Annotated in this window: 13 protein-coding genes and 1 pseudogene; 8 read left to right on the plus strand and 6 right to left on the minus strand. The window is 68.1% G+C overall.

Going from position 1 to position 19,158, the window contains the following annotated elements:
- Nucleotides 1-36: 36 nt before the first annotated feature.
- On the minus strand, nucleotides 37-552 hold the full coding sequence (locus MDN94_RS11720) for a hypothetical protein (RefSeq protein ID WP_482725752.1): 516 nt from the start codon (nucleotides 550-552) through the stop codon (nucleotides 37-39).
- A gap of 364 nt (nucleotides 553-916) precedes the next feature.
- Here MDN94_RS11720 and MDN94_RS11725 point away from each other — a divergent pair, with 364 nt between their 5' ends.
- Together MDN94_RS11725 and MDN94_RS11730 are read left to right on the plus strand one after the other, a co-directional pair.
- Nucleotides 917-10,051, plus strand: coding sequence for a golvesin C-terminal-like domain-containing protein (locus MDN94_RS11725; RefSeq protein WP_482725753.1), 9,135 nt, complete (start codon nucleotides 917-919; stop codon nucleotides 10,049-10,051).
- 18 nt (nucleotides 10,052-10,069) lie between these two features.
- Nucleotides 10,070-10,471: a hypothetical protein gene (locus tag MDN94_RS11730; protein WP_482725754.1), complete on the plus strand. Its 402-nt coding sequence runs from the start codon at nucleotides 10,070-10,072 to the stop codon at nucleotides 10,469-10,471.
- A 413-nt stretch (nucleotides 10,472-10,884) separates the two neighbouring features.
- Here the strand turns inward: MDN94_RS11730 and MDN94_RS11735 are convergent, their stop codons facing one another.
- Both MDN94_RS11735 and MDN94_RS11740 read right to left on the minus strand, forming a co-directional pair.
- The gene (locus MDN94_RS11735; protein ID WP_482725755.1) at nucleotides 10,885-11,535 is read right to left on the minus strand and encodes a fasciclin domain-containing protein; all 651 of its coding nucleotides are present in this window, start codon (nucleotides 11,533-11,535) and stop codon (nucleotides 10,885-10,887) included.
- Between the two features lie 88 nt (nucleotides 11,536-11,623).
- Nucleotides 11,624-13,216: a molybdopterin-dependent oxidoreductase gene (locus MDN94_RS11740; RefSeq protein ID WP_482725756.1), complete on the minus strand. Its 1,593-nt coding sequence runs from the start codon at nucleotides 13,214-13,216 to the stop codon at nucleotides 11,624-11,626.
- A gap of 585 nt (nucleotides 13,217-13,801) precedes the next feature.
- Here MDN94_RS11740 and sigK point away from each other — a divergent pair.
- From sigK to MDN94_RS11760, 4 genes and pseudogenes are all read left to right on the plus strand, one after another.
- The gene (sigK, locus tag MDN94_RS11745) at nucleotides 13,802-14,389 is read left to right on the plus strand and encodes an ECF RNA polymerase sigma factor SigK (RefSeq protein WP_482727059.1); all 588 of its coding nucleotides are present in this window, start codon (nucleotides 13,802-13,804) and stop codon (nucleotides 14,387-14,389) included.
- Nucleotides 14,386-15,135, plus strand: a complete 750-nt coding sequence (locus MDN94_RS11750) for an anti-sigma factor (RefSeq protein ID WP_482725757.1) — start codon at nucleotides 14,386-14,388, stop codon at nucleotides 15,133-15,135. The genes sigK and MDN94_RS11750 overlap by 4 nt, the downstream gene beginning before the upstream one ends.
- Nucleotides 15,136-15,174: 39 nt before the next feature.
- Nucleotides 15,175-15,504: pseudogene (locus MDN94_RS11755) on the plus strand (peroxiredoxin); the annotation flags it as partial.
- Between the two features lie 232 nt (nucleotides 15,505-15,736).
- On the plus strand, nucleotides 15,737-15,940 hold the full coding sequence (locus MDN94_RS11760) for a hypothetical protein (RefSeq protein WP_482727123.1): 204 nt from the start codon (nucleotides 15,737-15,739) through the stop codon (nucleotides 15,938-15,940).
- Between the two features lie 413 nt (nucleotides 15,941-16,353).
- Here the strand turns inward: MDN94_RS11760 and lepB are convergent, their stop codons facing one another.
- The 3 genes from lepB to MDN94_RS11775 form a co-directional block, all read right to left on the minus strand.
- The gene (lepB, locus tag MDN94_RS11765; RefSeq protein ID WP_482725758.1) at nucleotides 16,354-17,022 is read right to left on the minus strand and encodes a signal peptidase I; all 669 of its coding nucleotides are present in this window, start codon (nucleotides 17,020-17,022) and stop codon (nucleotides 16,354-16,356) included.
- A gap of 172 nt (nucleotides 17,023-17,194) precedes the next feature.
- Nucleotides 17,195-17,470: a DUF397 domain-containing protein gene (locus tag MDN94_RS11770; protein WP_482725759.1), complete on the minus strand. Its 276-nt coding sequence runs from the start codon at nucleotides 17,468-17,470 to the stop codon at nucleotides 17,195-17,197.
- Nucleotides 17,451-18,305: a helix-turn-helix domain-containing protein gene (locus MDN94_RS11775; RefSeq protein ID WP_482725760.1), complete on the minus strand. Its 855-nt coding sequence runs from the start codon at nucleotides 18,303-18,305 to the stop codon at nucleotides 17,451-17,453. Before MDN94_RS11775 ends, MDN94_RS11770 begins: the two co-directional genes overlap by 20 nt.
- Before the next feature lie 179 nt (nucleotides 18,306-18,484).
- On the opposite strand from MDN94_RS11775, the gene MDN94_RS11780 reads away from it, so the two are divergent.
- Together MDN94_RS11780 and MDN94_RS11785 are read left to right on the plus strand one after the other, a co-directional pair.
- Nucleotides 18,485-18,688 (plus strand): hypothetical protein, encoded by a 204-nt coding sequence (locus MDN94_RS11780; protein WP_482725761.1) that lies wholly within the window; start codon nucleotides 18,485-18,487, stop codon nucleotides 18,686-18,688.
- On the plus strand, nucleotides 18,688-19,149 hold the full coding sequence (locus tag MDN94_RS11785; RefSeq protein WP_482725762.1) for an ATP-binding protein: 462 nt from the start codon (nucleotides 18,688-18,690) through the stop codon (nucleotides 19,147-19,149). Before MDN94_RS11780 ends, MDN94_RS11785 begins: the two co-directional genes overlap by 1 nt.
- Nucleotides 19,150-19,158 lie beyond the last annotated feature (9 nt).

Genomic DNA, 19,158 nt, shown 5'->3' on the forward strand with positions numbered 1-19,158 from the left:
CTCGTAAACCTCGTACGCGCATCGTGTGCGCGATGGTCAGTTGTCGGCGGCGGGCAATTCGCCCGCGCAGGTGGCTCGGCCGAACTCGCCCATGGCCGTGGCGCGTTGGACGTGATTGCCGCGGATCGCGAGCGTGCAGGACGCCTGGCCGCCATTCTCGCCGAGGACGATGGCGATGGTCGGCGGCTTACCCAGGGGCACCTGGACGGTCTTCTTCCACGGAAGCTCGGCATCCCGGACGACGGTCGCCGTGCCGTCCTCGCTGCGGGCGAGGTACGAGATCTCGACCGGGCCCTCGCCCGTGACCTCGTACGTCACCGCGGCGGTCGGCACGGCCGGGGGCTTCGGCTTCTCCTCGGTGTCGAGAATGCCGTAGCCGACGAGGCCACCGCAGGCGAGCAGCAGGACGGCTGCGATCGCCACTCCGGCCCGGCCGCCGCCGGCGCCCTGCTTCGGGCTCTCGTCCACCGCCCCGGTGTCCGGCGTTCGCTCCGCATTCGCTTCCGCGTGAGCCATTTCCGCGCCGGTCGTCTCCGCTTCAGCGGTTTCCATGACCGGCGTCTCGTCGGCCTTTCCCTCCGGCTCTGCGCTTTCCGTGGATTCCTTGGATGACATGAGCGGGGCTCGGCTTTCGGGTAGTCGGCTGAATCGGTTGGCGTCGAACCGGGCGGTTATACACCACGGACGGTACGCAGCGCGAGCGACCGGTCAAAAGGGGCGAAGCGACTGGTGCGCCCGTGCATTGCCCTGAATGTCCGTGCGCTTGACGTGGCGTCACTTCGATGATCAATAATCCCCTGCCGCGCTCGTGAGCTGGCCAGATGCCTGCTCGCGCGCAGAAGAGCGGCACGGATTCAGGCTGCATCGGAAACCTCCGGTGGGGCTTACTCGGCGTGCCGTTTTTCCGTGTGCGGAAATGCCTTCCGCGCGGGGAATCCGGCCCGTCGCACCGAAAGGTATTGACGTGAAAGTTCCATACAGGAGACATCTCTCCTGTCTGGTGGTCGCGGCGGTGGCGGGAACGCTATTGCCGCAGGTCGCTTATGCGGCCCCGCAGTCCCCGCCCGGCAATGACGACGACAAGGGCGTCGTCGACACCATCGCGGGCTGGTTCTCCGACGACGAGGACACGAAGGAAGCGAAGCCTCCGGTCGGCGGCAAGCTCGAGATACCGAGCCGTCAGAAGCTGCCGAAGGGCGAGAAGCTGCCGCCCGCGCAGCGGGTCAAGGAGCTGACGGAGCGGCGCACACCGCAGGCGCGGTTCTGGCAGATGTCGGACGGGCGGGTGGAGGCCGAGCTGTCGGCGAAGCCCGTGTCGTACCGGTCGGGCTCGTCGTGGAAGCCGATCGACACGACGGTGCGTGCCTCGGACGCGAAGGGTTTCGACTTCGCGAACACGACGAACACCGGGCGTAGCTGGTTCGGTTCGGACGCGTCGAAGCTGGTGCGCTTCGAGACGGAATCCGGTCAGGCGGTCGTGCTCGGTCTGGAAGGCGCGGCCAAGGGTGTCGCGCCGTCCGTGAAGGCCGACACGGTCACCTACAAGGGCCTGGCGTCCGGTGCGGATGTGTCGTACCAGGTGGGTGCGGGCCGGGTGAAGGAGAACATCACCCTCGCCGAGGCGCCGAAGGCACCGGTGAAGTTCGTCTTCACGCTGGACGCCGGCGAGCTGGAGCCGAAGGAGCGGGGCGACGGTTCGATCGCCCTGTTCGGCGAGGACCCGGCCAACCCGGTGCTGGTGATCCCTCCGGCGTTCATGACGGACGCCAAGAAGGACAAGGCGTCCCCGTACGGCACGTCCTACAGCGCGAAGGTGTCGCAGGAGCTGTCCCGGCACGGCGAGCAGTGGCGGCTGACCGTCACGCCGGATGCGAAGTGGCTGGCGGCGCCGGAGCGGCAGTACCCGGTGGTGATCGACCCGACGATCACGATCGCGCCGTCGCCGACCGAGTCGCAGGACGTCATGGTCCGCTCGGACGCGCCGACGACGAACTTCAACAGCACGTGGGACATGTCGGCGGGCAAGACCAGCAGCACGGGCATCGCCCGGTCGCTGATCAAGTTCCCGCTGGACGAGATCCCCACAGGTTCGAAGATCGACACCGCGCAGCTGTCGATGTACTTCGACCAGGTCCACACCTCCGGTTCGACCAACGTCGACGTGGAGGTCCGTCGGGCGACCGGTGCCTGGGACGAGACCACGGCGACGTGGGAGAAGACCAGCACGTTCCTGGGCGAGCAGTCCGCGACCAGCGTCGTGATGGACGACGGTGACACGGGTACGGCCGCGGTCGGTGAGTGGCCGCGGGTCAGCGGCACCGGCTACGCGAGCGACTACGCGTACAACAAGAACACCGCGACCGGTGAGTCGTACACCTGGCAGCCGATGGTCCCCGAGGCCGCCGACTACAAGGTCGAGGTCCACACCCCCGTGCAGACGGACGGTGCGACGGCCGCCCCGTACACGGTGACTTCGTCCGAGCCGACGGCGAACTTCACGGTGAACCAGGCCACCGGTACCACCGGCTGGCGCCAGCTGGGCACCGCGCAGATCGACTTCGCCAAGGGCAACACCGGCAAGATCGCCCTCGGCGACACCGGTGACTCCACCAAGCGGACCATCGCCGACGGCGTCCGGCTGGTCAACCCGGCGCAGATCCGCAAGGACATCGGCGAGTACAACCAGTGGCACAACTTCCGGGTCGGCGACACCGTCCAGAAGTGGGTCTCGGGCACCTCACCCAACTACGGCTTCGTGATCAAGGCCGTCGACGAGTCCTCCACCGCGCCGCTCGGCGGTCCGCAGTACGAGGCCGGGGACTACGACTACGGCGGCGAGACGTCCACCATCCCGCGTCTGACGGTCACCTTCGGCAAGGTCGGCACCTCGCTGAACTCGCCGACCGTCGTGCACGGCACCGGTCCCGAGCTGTCCTGGGCGGCGTACAAGAACACCACCGGCGACACCGGCCTGGACATCGCCGAGTACCAGCTGCACCGCTCCACGCAGCAGGTGTTCACGCCTTCGGCCGCGACGCTCGTCGCCCCGATCGCCAAGACGGCGACCACCTACACGGACACCACCGCGGTCCCGACCCCGGACTCCAGCAGCGCGGAGATCGGCAAGTCGTACTACTACCAGATCGCGGTCAAGACGGCCGACGGCCAGGTGCTGGGCTCCCCGACCCGAGTCGTGGGCGTCCCCAAGGCCGGCCGCACCATGCGGCTCATCCAGGCCGGCGCCGGTGTCACCGACACCACGCTGTCCTCGCTGAAGCCGACGACCAACCTGAACACCATCGAGCAGGGCACGGTCGGCCAGCACTGGCTGACGGTGGGCAACAACTCGGGCACCTACGGCAAGACCCGTTCGGTGATCAAGTGGCCCACCACCACGATCCCGACCACCGCGACGGTGCTCGAGAGCCGGGTCTTCCTGTGGTCCACGCTCACCTCGCGTGACACCACGACCAAGGCCCAGTACAACCTCCACGGACTGACCCGGGACTTCACCGAGACCCAGGCCACCTGGAACAACGCCAACTCCACCACCGCGTGGACCACGGCGGGCGGTGACCACTCCTCGGTGGTCTCCGACTACGTTCCCGCCTTCAACACCGACCTCGGCCGTCACTGGTGGGACGCCACGTCCCTCACCCAGAGCTGGGTCAAGACGCCCACCAGCAACAAGGGCACCCTGATCAAGCTGAAGGACGAGACGACGGCAGGCCCGCAGGAACGCTCCATCTTCCTGTCCGCCGCCGCGCCCGACCCCCAGCTGCGCCCGCTGCTGCGCGTGATCTACGTCGACTCCACCACGGAGGACACGTACTACGCGCCCACCACCCCGGCGCGGATGACGCCGAACACCACCTACACGGTGGAGTTCACGGTCACCAACACCACGTCCTCGGCGTGGGCCGCGGGTGAGCGCGAGCTCTCCTACACCTGGAAGCTCCCCGACGGCACGGACGTGACCACCGGCGGCAACCAGCTCAAGACGGCGATCCCGGCCCTGCTGCCGGGCAAGTCGGCCACGATCCAGGCCAAGGTCGCCACACCGATCAACTCCGACTCCGGTAACAAGCGCAACGAGTACGTGCTCGGCTGGGACGTCCGCAAGATCGCCGACGGCACCTGGCTCTCCGCCGGCACAGGCGGCATCCCGCCGCTGAAGCAGAACGTCGCGGTCGAGGACCCGACGTCGAACACGCTGGGCCTGGAGAAGTTCTACTCGTACGCCGGCAAGAACACCGGCGCCGGGTCGACCTTCATGAACAACCTCGCATCCGGCAACGGTGTGTGGCAGTACAACGCCATCAACAATCCCGGTCGCGGCCTCAACACCTTCGCGCGCCTGGCCTACAACAGCCTGGACACCTCGGACACCGTCCTCGGCCACGGCTGGTCGGCCCAGGTCTCCGGTCCGACGCGCCTCGGCGCGCCGCTGGACTTCCACCCGAACCCCAACCCCACCGAGGTCCGGCTCCCCGACGGTGACGGCACCACGCACGTCTTCCGCTGGGACAGCGTCAACAGCGTGTGGAAGGCCCCCGCGGGCGTCCACTTCAAGCTGACGAAGAAGTCGGGCCTGGACTGCAAGCCGACCGCGGACCCGGTCCCGGACGCCTGGACGCTCACGCGCCCTGACGGCACCCGGTTCCTCTTCGGCTGCGACGGCTACATGACGTCGGCTGTCGACAACGACGGCAACACGCAGACGTTCACGTACGAGGAGCGCAGGTCCAACAACAAGCCGACCAAGTTCCTGACCTACATCACGGACCCGGCCGGCCGGCAGTCGCTCACCGTCGAGTACTACAAGAAGGGCGACGCGTCCTACCAGTACATCGACGCCACGGGCGCGAAGGTCAGCGGTACCAATCTGACCAACTCCAAGATCTACGACCACGTGAAGTCCATGACGGACATCTCGGGCCGCAAGATCACCTTCTACTACACCGACAAGGGTCTGCTCGGCCAGATCATCGACGGTGAGCTCTCGACGCAGCCGAAGGTCTTCAAGTTGACCTACGACGCGACGCAGGGCAACAAGAACGTCAAGCTGGTGAAGGCGACCGACCCGCGGGGCAACGCGACCTCCCTCGCGTACTACGCGCCGCAGGTGGGCGACGACCCGAAGTACCACTGGTGGACCAAGACGATCACTGATCGCCGGAACTTCGCCACGAACTTCGCGTACAAGCCCAATGTCCTGAACACCAAGTTCACCGACACCAAGGTCACCGACGCCGAACTGCGCGCGACCGATCACGTCCTGGACGACTTCGGCCGCCCCGTGCAGATGACGAACGCCAAGGCCCAGACCAACAAGCTGAGCTGGGACGCGGACAACAACGTCGTCTACATGGAGCAGGCCAACGGCGCCAAGACCGCGTCCTGCTACGACCCGAAGACGGGCTACCCGCTGCGGATGTGGGACGCGGAAGTCACCAAGTCCTGGACGCAGTTCAACCCCACGGACTACTGCAACCCGGCTTCCTACCCGGTCAACGCGACGAAGTTCGAGTACACGACGCGGGTCGACGGCTACTCCGCCGACCTGTGGCGCAAGACCTCGCCGCTCGGCAACATCTGGGAGTTCGGCTACGACCAGTTCGGCAACCAGACGTCGGTGACGGACCCCGAGGGCGTCGCCTCCGCGACGGCCGGTGACTACACCGCCACCACCGAGTACGACGCGTACGGTCAGCCCACCAAGCAGACCGACGCGAACGGCCACGCCACCACGTACTTCGGCTTCGGCCCGCACGGCTACCCGACGAAGATCACGGACGCGCTGAACAACTCCACGAACTTCGTCTACGACGAGCGTGGCAACACCAAGGAGGTCATCAACGCCAAGGGCGCCAAGGTCACCCAGTCCTACGACTACTTCGGCCGCCCGCTGGAGCAGAAGCAGCCGAAGGACCAGGCGGCAGGCGTCTATATCACCACACCGGCGCCTGAGTACGACGCCAACAACAACATGGTGAAGGTCTTCACGCCGAGTGGCGCCGAGTCCTCCTCGGTGTACGACGCGGCCGACCAGGTCACCGACTCGCTCGCGCCGAAGGACCTCACGACGGATCCCGAGCGGCGCACGACCACGACGTACGACAAGGTCGGCAACGTCAAGACCGTCACCGAGCCCAAGGGCAACCTGACGGCCACGGTCGGCGACTACACCACGACCTACACGTACGACGAGATCTACCAGCCCGTCTCGGTGGTCAACGCCAAGGGCGACAAGGTCTCCAGCGAGTACGACAACGTCGGCAACGTGGTCACGGTCATCGATCCGAAGAAGAACGCGACCGCGGACACCGCCGACTTCACCACCAAGTACACCTACGACCTGAACCACCGGGTCACGAAGACGACGGACGCGGCCGGCAAGTTCACGACGGTCGAGTACGACCTCGACGGACGCTCGCCGAAGGCGACGGACGCCGAGGGCAACACGAGCGAGACCATCTTCGACCGGCGCGGCCTGGTCAAGGAGGTCAAGGTCCCGTACTCGAAGGACGGCTCCGGTGTCATCACCTACCGGACGACCCGCTTCGAGTACGACGAGGTAGGCAACCGGACGAAGGAGATCAGCCCGCGCGGCGTCGCGACCACGGACGACGCGACCGACTTCACCTCCGAGACGGTCTACGACGAGCTGAATCGGGTCAAGGAGCAGCTCCGCCCGTTCGACGCCGGTGACGCCGACTACGGCACCCCGGACAAGACCTTCTTCTTCTACGACTCGGTGGGCCAGCTGGAGCGTGTCTCGGCGCCGCCGTCGCAGGGGCAGACGGTCCGCAACGACACCCAGTACACCTACTACGACAACGGGTGGACGAAGTCCGCGAAGGACCCGTTCGAGATCACCACGTCGTACGACTACAACGCGCTCGGCCAGCAGACGAAGAACACGCTGACCTCGGCCGGCGGCTCGTCGCAGCGGACGATGACGTGGGACTTCTACCCCTCGGGCAACCAGAAGGCCCGCTCCGACGACGGCATCCCGGTCGGCAACCATGTCGTGGTCGTCGACTCCACCGACGTCAACAACACGGCGACGCAGGGCAGCTGGAACGCCTCCCAGGCCATGGGCCAGTGGGGCTACGACGTCCGCACCCATCCCAAGGGCACCGGCGCCGACTCGTTCACCTGGCAGCTCAACATCCCGCAGGACGGCACGTACGAGGTCTTCGTCCGGCACGGTGACGTGACCGGTGCGGCAACCAACGCACCATTCAAGATCACCCACGCGTCGGGTGAGGTCACCAAGCCCGTCAACCAGACCACACGGTCCGGTGAGTGGGTCTCGCTGGGCTCGTACTCCTTCACGGAGTCCGGCACTCAGAAGGTCACGCTGTCCGACCTGGCCGACGGCACGGTCGTCGCCGACGGTCTGAAGCTCGTCCGCTCCAACACGGGCGAAACCGACAACGAGAAGAAGGACTTCACCTACCGGTACGACGTCAACGGTCTGCTGGCCGAGGTCAAGGACCTCTCGCCGGGCGCGAAGGCCGACGCGTACGCGATGACCTACGACGAGCTCAACCAGCTCTCGAAGGTCGAGGAGAAGCTGGGCAGCACGGTCAAGAACACGACCTCGCTGGCGTACGACGTCAACGGCAACCCGGTCGAGACCACGCACGACGTGACGTGGTCGAAGGCCGAGTACGACGTCCGCGACATGATCAACAAGATCACGAACGCGGACACGCCGACGGCGGGCAACCAGCAGATCAGCACCTTCACCTATACCGACCGCGGTCAGCCGCTGAAGCAGACGAAGCCGAACGGGAACACCGTCGACTACGCGTACTGGCTCAACGGCGCGGTCAAGTCGCAGGTGGAGAAGAAGAGCACCGGCACCGTCGTCGCCTCGCACGACCTGGAGTACGACCCGAACGGGAACCGCTCCAAGGACACGTCCAAGGTCATGAACGCCGACAACGCGGCGGACTACCTGGACACCGTGTCGACGTTCGCCTACGACCCGCAGGACCGCATCAAGACGGTCACCAAGACCGGTGACGGTGCGGGTACGGAGACGTACAAGTACGACGGCAATTCCAACATCGTCGAGCAGACGACCGCCGGGGTCACGTCAACCTCGACGTACGACCGCAACCGTCTGCTGAAGATGACGATGGGCGGTGTCGCGGCCACGTACAACTACGACCCGCTGGGCCGCCTGGACACGATCTCGTCCAACGGATCGACGCAGGACAAGTACACCTACGACGGTTTCGACCGGATCGCCAAGCACACGGCGGGTACGGGCGCGGCCGCGAAGTCCACGACGTACGTGTACGACGCGTTCGACCGCACGGCGCAGGAGACCACGTCCGGGACGGGCGGGAAGACCACCGTCTTCACCTACCTGGGCATGGAGTCCAAGGTGCTGAGGGAGGAGGTTGCCGGCAAGGCGACCACGTCCTACCAGTACAGCCCGTGGGGCCAGAAGCTGACTCAGATCAAGCACAAGGACACCGGTCCGCACGAGTACTCCCAGTACCTCTACCACCCGAAGGGTGACGTCGAGGCGATCACGAAGGAGGACGGCAACACACGGGCGACATACGGCTACACGGCCTACGGCTCGGACGACGAGTCGAAGTTCACCGGCGCGGACAAACCGGACGCGGCGAACCCGGACAAGGAGTCGTACAACGAGTACCGGTACAACGCGCACCGGCACGACACCGGTTCGGGCACGTACGACATGGGCTTCCGCAACTACAGCCCGGGCCTGAACCGCTTCCTGACCCGTGACATGTACGGCGGCGCCTTGGACGACATGTCCCTGGCCACCGACCCGTACACCGGCAACCGCTACGCGTTCGCCGGCGGCAACCCGATCTCCTTCGTGGAGCTCGACGGCCACCTCTTCGGCATCGACATCTCGCTCTCGGACGTGGGCCACGCGGCCCTGGACGTGGCGGGCATGGTGCCGGTGATCGGCGAGGTCGCGGATGTCGCGAACGGCATCTGGTACGCGGCGGAGGGCAACTACGAGGACGCGGCGCTGTCGATGGCTGCGGCGATCCCCGGCGTGGGCGCGGCGGCGACGGCGGCCAAGTACGCGAAGAAGGGCGCGAAGGCCGCAGACGCGATCAAGGGCGGCAACAAGGCGCCCAATGCCAAGCCGAAGCACAAGAAGCCGCAGGACGAGACGAAGGCAAAGCCCAAGTCCAAGCCCAAGCACAAGAAGGAGTCCACGCCCAAGGGCAAACAGAAGTGCGACTGTCAGTGCCCGAAGGCGAAGAAGAAGAACAGCTTCATTCCCGGCACCAAGGTGCTCATGGGCAACGGGTCCACCAAGGCCATCGAGGACGTCAAGGAAGGCGAGTACGTCCTGGCCTCCGACCCGGAGACCGGCGAACTCCAGGCCCGCAAGGTCACCGACACCATCACCGGTGACGGACTGAAGCACCTGATCACCCTCACCGTCGACCCCGACGGCACGAAGGGAGAAGCCAAGCCGGCGACCATCACGGCCACGGACGAGCACCCCTTCTGGCTGCCGGACTTCGGCAAGTGGGTGAATGCCGAGGACCTCGAGCCCGGAATGCGGCTCCAGACCTCCACCGGCGCCTGGGCCCAGATCACCGCGATCGACGAGTCCCAGCGGACCCAGCGTGTCCATAATCTCACCGTCGAGGGCCAGCACACGTACTTCGTCCTCGCAGGCGATACGACGGTACTCGTCCACAACGACGACAAGGAGCTGTGTCGCCTTCTGGGCATTTCTCAGGCGCAGCTCAACCAGTTGGTCGGCGATGCCTACCGCGACCACGTCGCAGACTCCTTCCGTCAGCGTGGGCTGAGCGTCATCACCGACGCGACGCATCCGGATCGCCTGACGTTCCCCACTCCCTGGGGTGACCGCAAGTACGACATCGGGCTGTTGGACGGAAGCGGTAACGTCAGTCACTACATCGAGACCAAGTCCGGGAACGCAGGGAAGAAGCCCATTCAGGCGTTGAAGGACAGGTACCTCGAGAAAAGGTTCGGGATCGTCATCAACTATGTTTTTGACGACTGATGTGCGGAGGAGGGAAGAATGGCTTTCGAGTGCGGCGCCCTCGGGGAGTCGGGAGGGCGATCTCCACTGGAGGCGCTGAACGTTCTTCTGGCTCACCTACGCGACGAGGATGCGGATGTCTCCAGCGGTGAGGTGAAGGAGGGAGATGGCTGGGCGAGTAGCACGGTCCGCATTTCCCGCCCTGCCGAACCGGTCCTCGAGCAGTACGTCCAAGTGAGCGTCGGGGGTGAGATTCTCGACATCTTCCTCGAGGAAGCACGTTCCGTATTGGGAGAAGATGCCATCCGTGGCAAGGATCTGATGTTGACCACTATTCTCAGTGGGGTGACGGATCCTGTGTTCAATGACCGCCTCATGGCTTACGCCCTGACGGAATGGCATGGAATCCCTTGGGACGAGACATCAGGGTTCCGTTCCTGAGGTCTGTGGCTGAGGTGTGAAAGAGGTGGGCGTCCTGCTGGCAGGACGCCCACCTCTGCACGTTTGAGAGCGAATCGCCACGGGCGGCCGATTAGATGATCGAGCGCGGTGAAGCTGCTCTCGAGGTCGGCGATCCCGTAGAGGTCGGGCAACTGGTTCGTGCACGCTTTCCGGCTCGGTTCGGGCGGGGCGAGGGCCCGCCCGGAGCAGATCGCTCCGGTGCTGGACGACCTGGCTCTGCCCATCAGCCAGAAGCAGACACAGCCCGCCGTGGTCGGCCGGGGCGCAGCACCGTGCTGCGCCCGGGCCGACGGTCCTGCTGCTGGAAGCCGTGGTCGAGCCGGTGGCCCTGGGCCCTTTTGAGGAGGACGGGATGCAGGGCCAACGGGGGTTGCGGACCTCGTGCGAAGTCCTTACTTCGGCATGAGGACGGTGTCGATGATGTAGACGTCGGCGTTGGCGGTCTTGACGTTGCCGCAGACCACGTTGGCGGTGTCGTTGACCTTGTAGGCCTCACCGGAACCGCTGGTGGTGACCATGCCCTTCTGGAGGGTCTCGAAGCTGCCGTTCTCCAGCTGCTGGGGGGTGAGCTTCTGCCCGACCACGTGGTACGTGAGGATCTTCGTCAGGGTCGCCTTGTCGGCGAGGACCTTGTCGAGGTCGGCCTTCGGGATCTTGGCGAAGGCGTCGTTCGTCGGGGCGAAGACCGTGATGTCCTTCGCGTTGTTCAGGGTGTCCACCAGGCCGGCCTGCTTCACCGCGGTCACCAGGGTGGACAGGGCCGGGTTGTTCGACGCGGCAGTGGCGACCGGGTCCTTGGCCATGCCGTCGAAGGAGCCCGCGCCTTCCTTGGGCACGCCGGCGCAGGCGGGGCCGAAGGGCTGATCGCCGGTCATGGGGTCGCCCGCCGGGGTGCTCTCGTCGGTCTTGGCAGCGTCCTCGGCGGCCGCACTGGGGGCGGCCTTGGCGTCGCCGCCGGAGTCGGAGCACGCGGCCAGGGAGAGGGGCAGCAGGGCGGCCGCGGCGACGGCGATCGCGGTACGGCGGATCTTCATGCTGTTCATGATCTTGCACTCCTGGTGGGTCTGTTTGTAGAGGTTTTCAGCGGTGGGTTGTGCTGCCCGGGCCGGCCTGCCGGCCTGGTCCGGTGGTCTAGGAGACGGTGACGAAGACGCTCTGCCAGCCGCTCGCCCCGTCGGGGACGGTGCGTGTGCGCTGCTCGGTCTGCACCTGACCGGTGCGGTCGGTGGCGCGGACGGTGATCGTGTGGCCGCCGGGGGCGGCCTTCCAGCGGTAGGACCACTGGCGCCACGTGTCGACCGTGTCCTGCGCGGCGAGGTCGGCTTCCTGCCAGGGCCCGTCGTCGACCCGTACCTCGACGCGGGTTATGCCACGGCGCTGGGCCCAGGCGACCCCGGCGATGGTGACGATGCCCGCCGCCGGGCGGGCGAAGGGTTTGGGGGTGTCGATGCGGGACTGGGTCTTGATGGGCGCCCTGCGGGCCCACTTCCGCTTCACCCAGTAGGGGTCGTACGCGTCGAAGGTGGTGAGCTCGATGTCCTCGACCCACTTGCATGCCGAGACGTAGCCGTAGAGGCCGGGCACGAGCATGCGGACGGGGAAGCCGTGGTCGAAGGGCAGCGGCTCGCCGTTCATGCCGACCGCCAGGATGGCGTCGCGGCCGTCCATCACGTCCTCCACCGGGGAGCCGAGCGTCATGCCGTCCACGGAGCGGGCCACCAGCTGATCCGCCCGCCCGCCCTTCGACGGCGGCCGGACGCCGGCTTCCTCCAGGAGGTCGGCGAGAGGGATGCCGAGCCAGCGGGAGTTGCCGATATAGGGGCCGCCGACCTCGTTCGAGACGCAGGTGAGGGTGATGTCACGTTCGATCAGGGGGCGGGCGAGGAGCTGGTCGAGGGTGTAGGCGCGCGGCCGGGTGACCCCTTTGCCGTGGATGCGCAGCCGCCAGGTGCCGGCGTCGACCTTGGGCACGGTCAGGGCCGTGTCGACGCGGTAGAAGTCGGAGTTGGGGGTGGTGAAGGCCGTGATGCCCGGAACTTTCAACCGGACGCCGGCGGGGACCGCGGGGGCCGGCGAGGCAGGCTCGGGCAGGACCAGGTTCTCCCGGGAGGCGATGGCGCCCTGGCCTTGCCGACCGGTGAAGTACCGGCCCAGTGCGCCGGCCGAGGTCGCCGCGACGGCGGTCACACCGGCCGCGGTGAGGAACCCGCGTCTGCTCCACCTCCCGGTGGCTCTCCGGTCGTCCGCACCGGCCGGGGCAGGGACGGGTGCGGCTTTGGACGCCAGCACGTACAGGGCGAGGGCTCCCGCGACCGCTCCCGCCATCGAGGGCAGTGCGTCACCGGTGCCGGTGGAGTCGGGGCGGCTGAGGGCCGCCGCGGCGCCGACGACCCCGAACAGCAGAACCCCCGCAGCACCGGCACGCCGATGGACAAGGGCGAGGATGCCCAGACCGACAGCGATGAGGGCGAGGATCGCGAGGATCCCCACTTGCAGGGCGGCCTTGTCGTTCTCTCCGAACGTGCGGATCGCGAAGTCCTTCACCGCGGCAGGCGTCCGGTCGATCACCGCGCCGCCCACCACGGTCACGGGCCCGGCTGCGGGCCGGACCAGTCCGGCGACCAGCTCGGCCACGGCCAGGGCCGTGAAGGCGGCCAGGAGTCCGGCCGGCGCGCCCGGCGCGGCGCGGACGAGTTTGCTGCGGAAGCTGCTCACAGCCTCCATTCGGCAGCCCCCGCCCGGCGGATTGGTCCGACCTCCTAAAGGGTGAAACCGCTCGCCGGTGTTGCCTTGAGAAGCAAGCGCGCAGGCCGCTCCGGGGCGAGAAGGACGAGGCAGCCGGTCCGGACCCGGCGCGGCCGGTGCTCGAGCGCACGAGCCGGCCGGGCCCATCTGTCGCCGGCCGTGCTCCTGCGGGCGGCCGCAGCGCGCGCCGCCCGCACAGCACCAGCACGGCCGGCGGGAGGTTCAGCGATACGGCCGTTCTCGCGGGCCGGCGCCGGCACGGGCGGTGCTGTGACTCGGCACGCTGCCGCCATCGTCCGCCCGGCCGCGACCGCTGTCGTTCCGGTCCTCTCCCGGGACGGCCGGGCCCTGACCGGGCGACGAAGCACCCTCCCATCCGCACGCCCGACCGCTACGAAGAACTGCTGACACGCCCACCTGCTGCGGTGGCCGGACCAGACCCGCGGGGCGGTCAGGCCGACGCTTGAGAGACACGTCAAGGACTGGCATGCGATGGACACCCCGCCCACCGGCGGCCTTTCCCGGCCGCCCCTGCGCCTTCTCTCCACGGCCGGAGCCCCGCAGGTGAACCAGCCGCTCCCCCTCGGCCCCGGACCGGCCGCAGACCGCACCGACCTGACCCATGTCATGGACAAGGTCGCCCACGGCGACAAACAGGCCTTCTCCGCCCTCTACGACGCGCTCGCGCCCATCGTCTTCGGGATCGTGGTCAAGGTCGTACGCGATCGGGCGCAGTCCGAGGAGGTCGCCCAGGAGGTCATGATCGACCTGTGGCGGCAGGCCGCCCGCTATCGGCCCGACGCCGGCACGGTGACGACGTGGGCGGCGACGATCGCCCACCGGCGGGCCGTGGACCGGGTCCGCTCCGCCCAGGCCGCCACCGACCGCGAACAAGTCCAGGCCGCCCGCGAGCACGCCACCGCCTTCGACGAGGTCGCCGAGCAGGTCGAGACCCGCCTGGAGTCCGAGCAAGTGCGCCGCTGCCTGCGTGGCCTGACCGAACTGCAACTCCAGGCGGTGACCCTCGCCTACTACCGGGGGCTGACCTACCGTGAGGTCGCCGAAGCCCTGCGCACGCCTCTTCCCACGATCAAGACACGCATGCGCGACGGGCTGATCCGGCTCCGCGACTGCATGGGGGTGACCACATGAGACACCACGCCACCGACGCCCACACCCTGGTTGCCGCCTACGCGCTGGGCGCACTCGAGGCAGGTGAACGCGGAGCCTTCGAAGACCACCTGGAGGCGTGCGAGGCCTGCCGATTGGAAGCCGCCGAGTTCGAGGCGACCGCGGCACGCCTGGCAGCAGCGGTGGCCCAGCCACCGCCTACTGCAGCCAAGGCACAGGCCATGGCCGCCATCGATGGCGTGCGCCAGCTGCCGCCGCGCATCCCCGGACCCGCCGCCGCACCCGCCCTCGGCGGCCTGCTGCGCCGCAGGGCCCTGTCGCTGGCTCTGGCCGCCTGCGTGGCTGCCGCCCTACTCGGCGGCGTGACGGTGTGGCAGCTGGGGAACGGGCGGGAACTCACGCAGCAAGCCCGCGAGGCTCAGCGGCAACTGGACGCGATCAGTGCCGTGCTGGCAGCCCCGGATGCACGCACCGTCCAGGGACGGGCCGCCAACGGAGCCCTGACGGCCGTCGTCGCCTCCGAGCGGCAGAACAGGGCCGTCTTCACCGCCGCCAACCTGCCCGCCCCCGGCGCGGGCAAGACCTACCAGTTGTGGCTGGACCAGGACGGCACCATGCGCCCGGCCGGACTCCTCCACGGCGACGGCACCGTCGTCCTGACCGGCAACCCCGCCGACGCGGGCGCCGTCGGCCTCACCCTCGAACCCGCCGGAGGCTCCCCCCGGCCCACCACCGCCCCCTTGCTCCTGATGACCCTTCCTGCCTGATCCGGGGCGCCCCGCATCGATCAGCAATCGAGGTACCTCATGGCAAGCACCCCGAAGATCGGGGACATCGTCGGTGATTTCCGCCTGCCCGGCGGGCACCTGGACGGCGGCACCTTTCACCGCCGGGACCACAACCTGCGCGAGCAGCGCGGCAAGCCTCTCGTCCTCGCCTTCTACCCCGGCGACGACACCCCCGTGTGCACCGCACAGCTGTGCTCGTACTCCGACGGCCCGGCCCAACTCAGGTCCGCCGGTGCCACCGTGTGGGGCATCAGCCCCCAAGGGCTCGACAGACACGAGAAGTTCGCCCGCGACAGAGGCCTGCGCATGCCTCTGCTGTCCGACGAGGGACGTGTGGTGGCGAAGTCCTCGGGATCGGCGCACTGGCTTTGTTCACGAGTCGTGACAGCGGTTGTTCACGAGTTTGGGGGGCGGCCCGATCTGCCCAGGGTCGATGTTCACGAGGACGGGAGGCCCCCCGCGGCCGGCCGCCTCCCCCGTGCGGGGGAGGCGGTCAGCGACCTCGGACGATCCCCGGACACCGGATCGGCGGCGACGATCGACGCACATTGCCATCACACGTCAAGATCGGAGCATCATCGTGCTGAAGTGGACCCTGCGCGCTGCCGCCATCCTCGCCATCGTCGCCGCAATCGCTACCCCGGTCGCTGCGCCCGCCCCCGAAGCCGCCTTCGCCACACCGGCTGTCGCCGTCGTCACGCCCGCATCTGGGCCCAACGCCCCGGGGGCCGAGCTCGCCTCCGCCGTCAAGGACAGGGCGAGGTTGGATCACCTCGTCGCCTAGTTACAGGTAGTCGCCGGTCCAGGTGGAAGGCCCCGAGCGAAGTGAAGGCGAAGGACCTGGAGGAGCGGGGCGACGGCCGCACTCTGTCCGCCAGGGAGGCCAGGCGCTGTCGGAACTTGCGAACATCTTGTTCTGGCCCGACACCTCAGTGCCTCCCGAACCGGTGTCGAAGTGCTGCCCCTTCTCGTGTATGAAGCCAGCGCACCCCTGATCGGCCTGCGCCTCCACGGCGGCCGCGCCGACGCGCCGTTGCCGCCACGGCCGCGGTGGCGCGCAGGTGGCGCAGCGACTGGATGCTGTGTCTCGTGCAGGCGGGCCTCATCGTGGTCGTCCGGACGCAGGTGCCGAGCCCGTTCGTTCCGCCGCACGTTCCCTGAACAGCGGGACGCGGGACAGGCCGAAGCTACTCGGGGTCAGGCCACCGGCCACGGTGGAGCAGCCTCGACCGGTCGCCGGTCGCGGCGCCCGGCCACGTACCCGCCGATTCCCAGGCCCGTCCCGACAAGGATCATCACGATGCCCAGGATTCCCAGCGCTGCCAGCACCACCGGCACGGTGGAATCGTTCTGCACGCGCCCGTGCACTCCGGATGCCGCGACGCTGCCCGACTGCTCGCCGAGGAAGAAGCGCGAGTCGTTCGAGTTGGCCCGGTGGTCGCCCAGAAGGAACAGCCGCCCGTCGGGCACTGTCACGTCGTATTCTCCGGTGCCCGCGTTCACTTCGCCGCGCATCACATACGGTTCGTCGACCGGCTTCCCGTTGACCGCGATCCGGCCCCCGTCGCAGCACACCACGTGATCGCCGCCGACCCCGATGACCCGCTGGAGGACCGGCCTGCTCTGATACCGCTCCGGCACGTCGACGAGCACGATGTCGCCCCTGCGTATCTCGCCCGCGTCCGTACGCTCGATGAGCAGCCGCTCGCCCGGACGGTGCGTGGGCGACATCGCCTCGCTCATGACGGTGGCGCCTTCGTAGTTCGTCCAGGTGTACCCGATGCCGCCGAGCATCAGGACCAGTCCGAGTGGTACGAGCACCCAGGCGGCGGTTCTCAGGCCGCTTCCCGCTCTCCGCTGCCGCATGAACGCGAACGCCCTTCCCTCGAGCCGCCCGACGGCCGGGCGGGCCAGCAGAGGGTATCCGCCTCGGTGCGTGACGTTTCGTGCTGGTCCCTCGGCAGGGTTCGGGCAGGCCAGGCGGAGCCGGACGGCGTCGAAAGGCCGACGTCCACCGGTTGCGTCACGCGGTGGCGGCCTACTTGAGGGACGAGACGAAGGCGGTCCAGGCCGGGCCCGTGACGGTGAGGACCGGGCCGCTCGGGACCTTGGAGTCGCGGACGGGGACGACGCCGGGGTGGGCGTCGCACACCTCGACGCAGTCGCCGCCGTCGCCGTTGCTGTAGGTGCTCTTGCGCCACTGGGCAGCGCCGGGGAAGGCCTCGGCGACCTCCACGCAGTCTCCGCCGGTGCCGTTGCTGTAGGTGCTCTTGCGCCAGACGGCGGTGCTCAAGTCAATGCCGATGCTTGCCATTTCGAACATCCTCAGCCGTTTCCTCGATCAGGGCGAGGGACGCCTCCGGTGGCAGTGCGGCGGCCCTGAGCAGATCGTACGACCTGCGGTACTCCTCCACGAGGGCCGGATCGTCGATGGTGTCCCCGCTGTGCTGCGACTCCAGGTAGACCAATGGCGGGGCGTCGGGGAAGGTCATGACCTTCGCCATGCCCATCATGAGAGGGTGCGGCCCGCAGTTCCACGGAAGGATCTGGGGAACGATCCGGCGTCGACGCGCCAGCGCTGCGATGTGCTCCAGTTGTTCGGCTGTCTGCTCCGGCGGGAGGACCGGTTGTCGCAGTAGCACCTCGGACAGGATCGCCCAGTACATCGGGGTCTTGTGATTGTCCTCGAAGAGGCGGGCTCGTGCCATTCGGGCACTGACCTTCTCCTCCACCTCCCCGTCCAGCGCAAGGGGCATGGCGGCCTGCACCAGGGCGCGTGCGTAAGCGTCGGTCTGAAGCAGGCCCGGGATCAGGGTCGGGCACCATTCCTCGATTGCCTTGGCATGCTTCTCCGCCTCCAGCACCCGCTCGAAGTAGCTCGCGTGACCCCGCCGCTTCGCCTTCCGTACGTCCTCGCAGCGGCGCTTGAAGAAGCCGTCCGTGCCGAGCACGGTGTCCACGTGCTCGGCCAGTTCCGCCGGCATCCGGCGCGTGCCGCGTTCGATCTCGCTGAGGTGGCTGGGGCCGTAGAAGCTGCCCTCGACCAGTTGCTGGAGGGTCAGGCCCGCCTCCTCCCGTTTCCAGCGCAACTCGCTGCCGTAGAAGGTCGGGACGCTCGCCGAGCCGTCGATGTCCTTGCGCTGCCCCATCGCCCACCGTCCCTGGTGCCGTGTACCGCCCGTTCCCCGGTGTTCCCCGGCCCGTACCAACTGCACCGCGCATACGCGCAGTTCAGGGCGGGGATCCCGAACCTCTTTCACGCTACGCGGCCCGGCGTGACGCTGTGAGCAGTTCGTCACACAGCGCACTGGAAGGTGTAAACCCGCCGATGTACGACCACTCCGAAGCCGACGACTGCGTGGAGGAGCTGCGTGCCGCCCTCGCCGAGCACGGCATCACGCTCCCGTCCCTCCGCGTCGACCTGCCGACCTTCGCCGCCCGCTACCCGACCCGGCCGCTGATCTCCCTCGGCAACTGCAACGTCCTGACCGCCCGGACGCTGGTCGCCGCCCTCCGCAGGGGAGTCGCGTGATGAGCCGGCCGCCCCTGACGCTCGGACTGTTCGCGACCCCGGCCGCCGTGTCCGGCGTGCGCCGCGCCCTGCGCGACTACGGCGCCGACCTCCAGCTCTGCGCGACCGAGCTCCTCACCAACGTGATCCGCCACGTCGGTGAGGGAACGCCGGTGACGGTCCGGGTGTCGTGCGGCAGCGGCCGTACGCGACTGGAGGTCACCGACCCCGACCCGCGTGCCCTGCCCGTCCTCTGCGCGACGGCCGCCGACGACGAGTCGGGCCGGGGCCTCGCTCTGCTCGACGCGCTGGCCGTGCGGTGGGGAGTGGGGCAGGGGCCCGGCGGCAAGACCGTGTGGTGCGAGCTGGCGGAGTGGGGGTCAGGGGGCTGCGGCCGGCTCCGGCCAGGACAGGGCGGGAGCCATGAAGTGCCTGTTGTTCCCGGCGAGGAGCTGCGGCGCAGAATTCGCACGAACCCTTGATCGAGGGCG

The sequence above is a fragment of the Streptomyces sp. WAC00040 genome, from assembly GCF_056835925.1.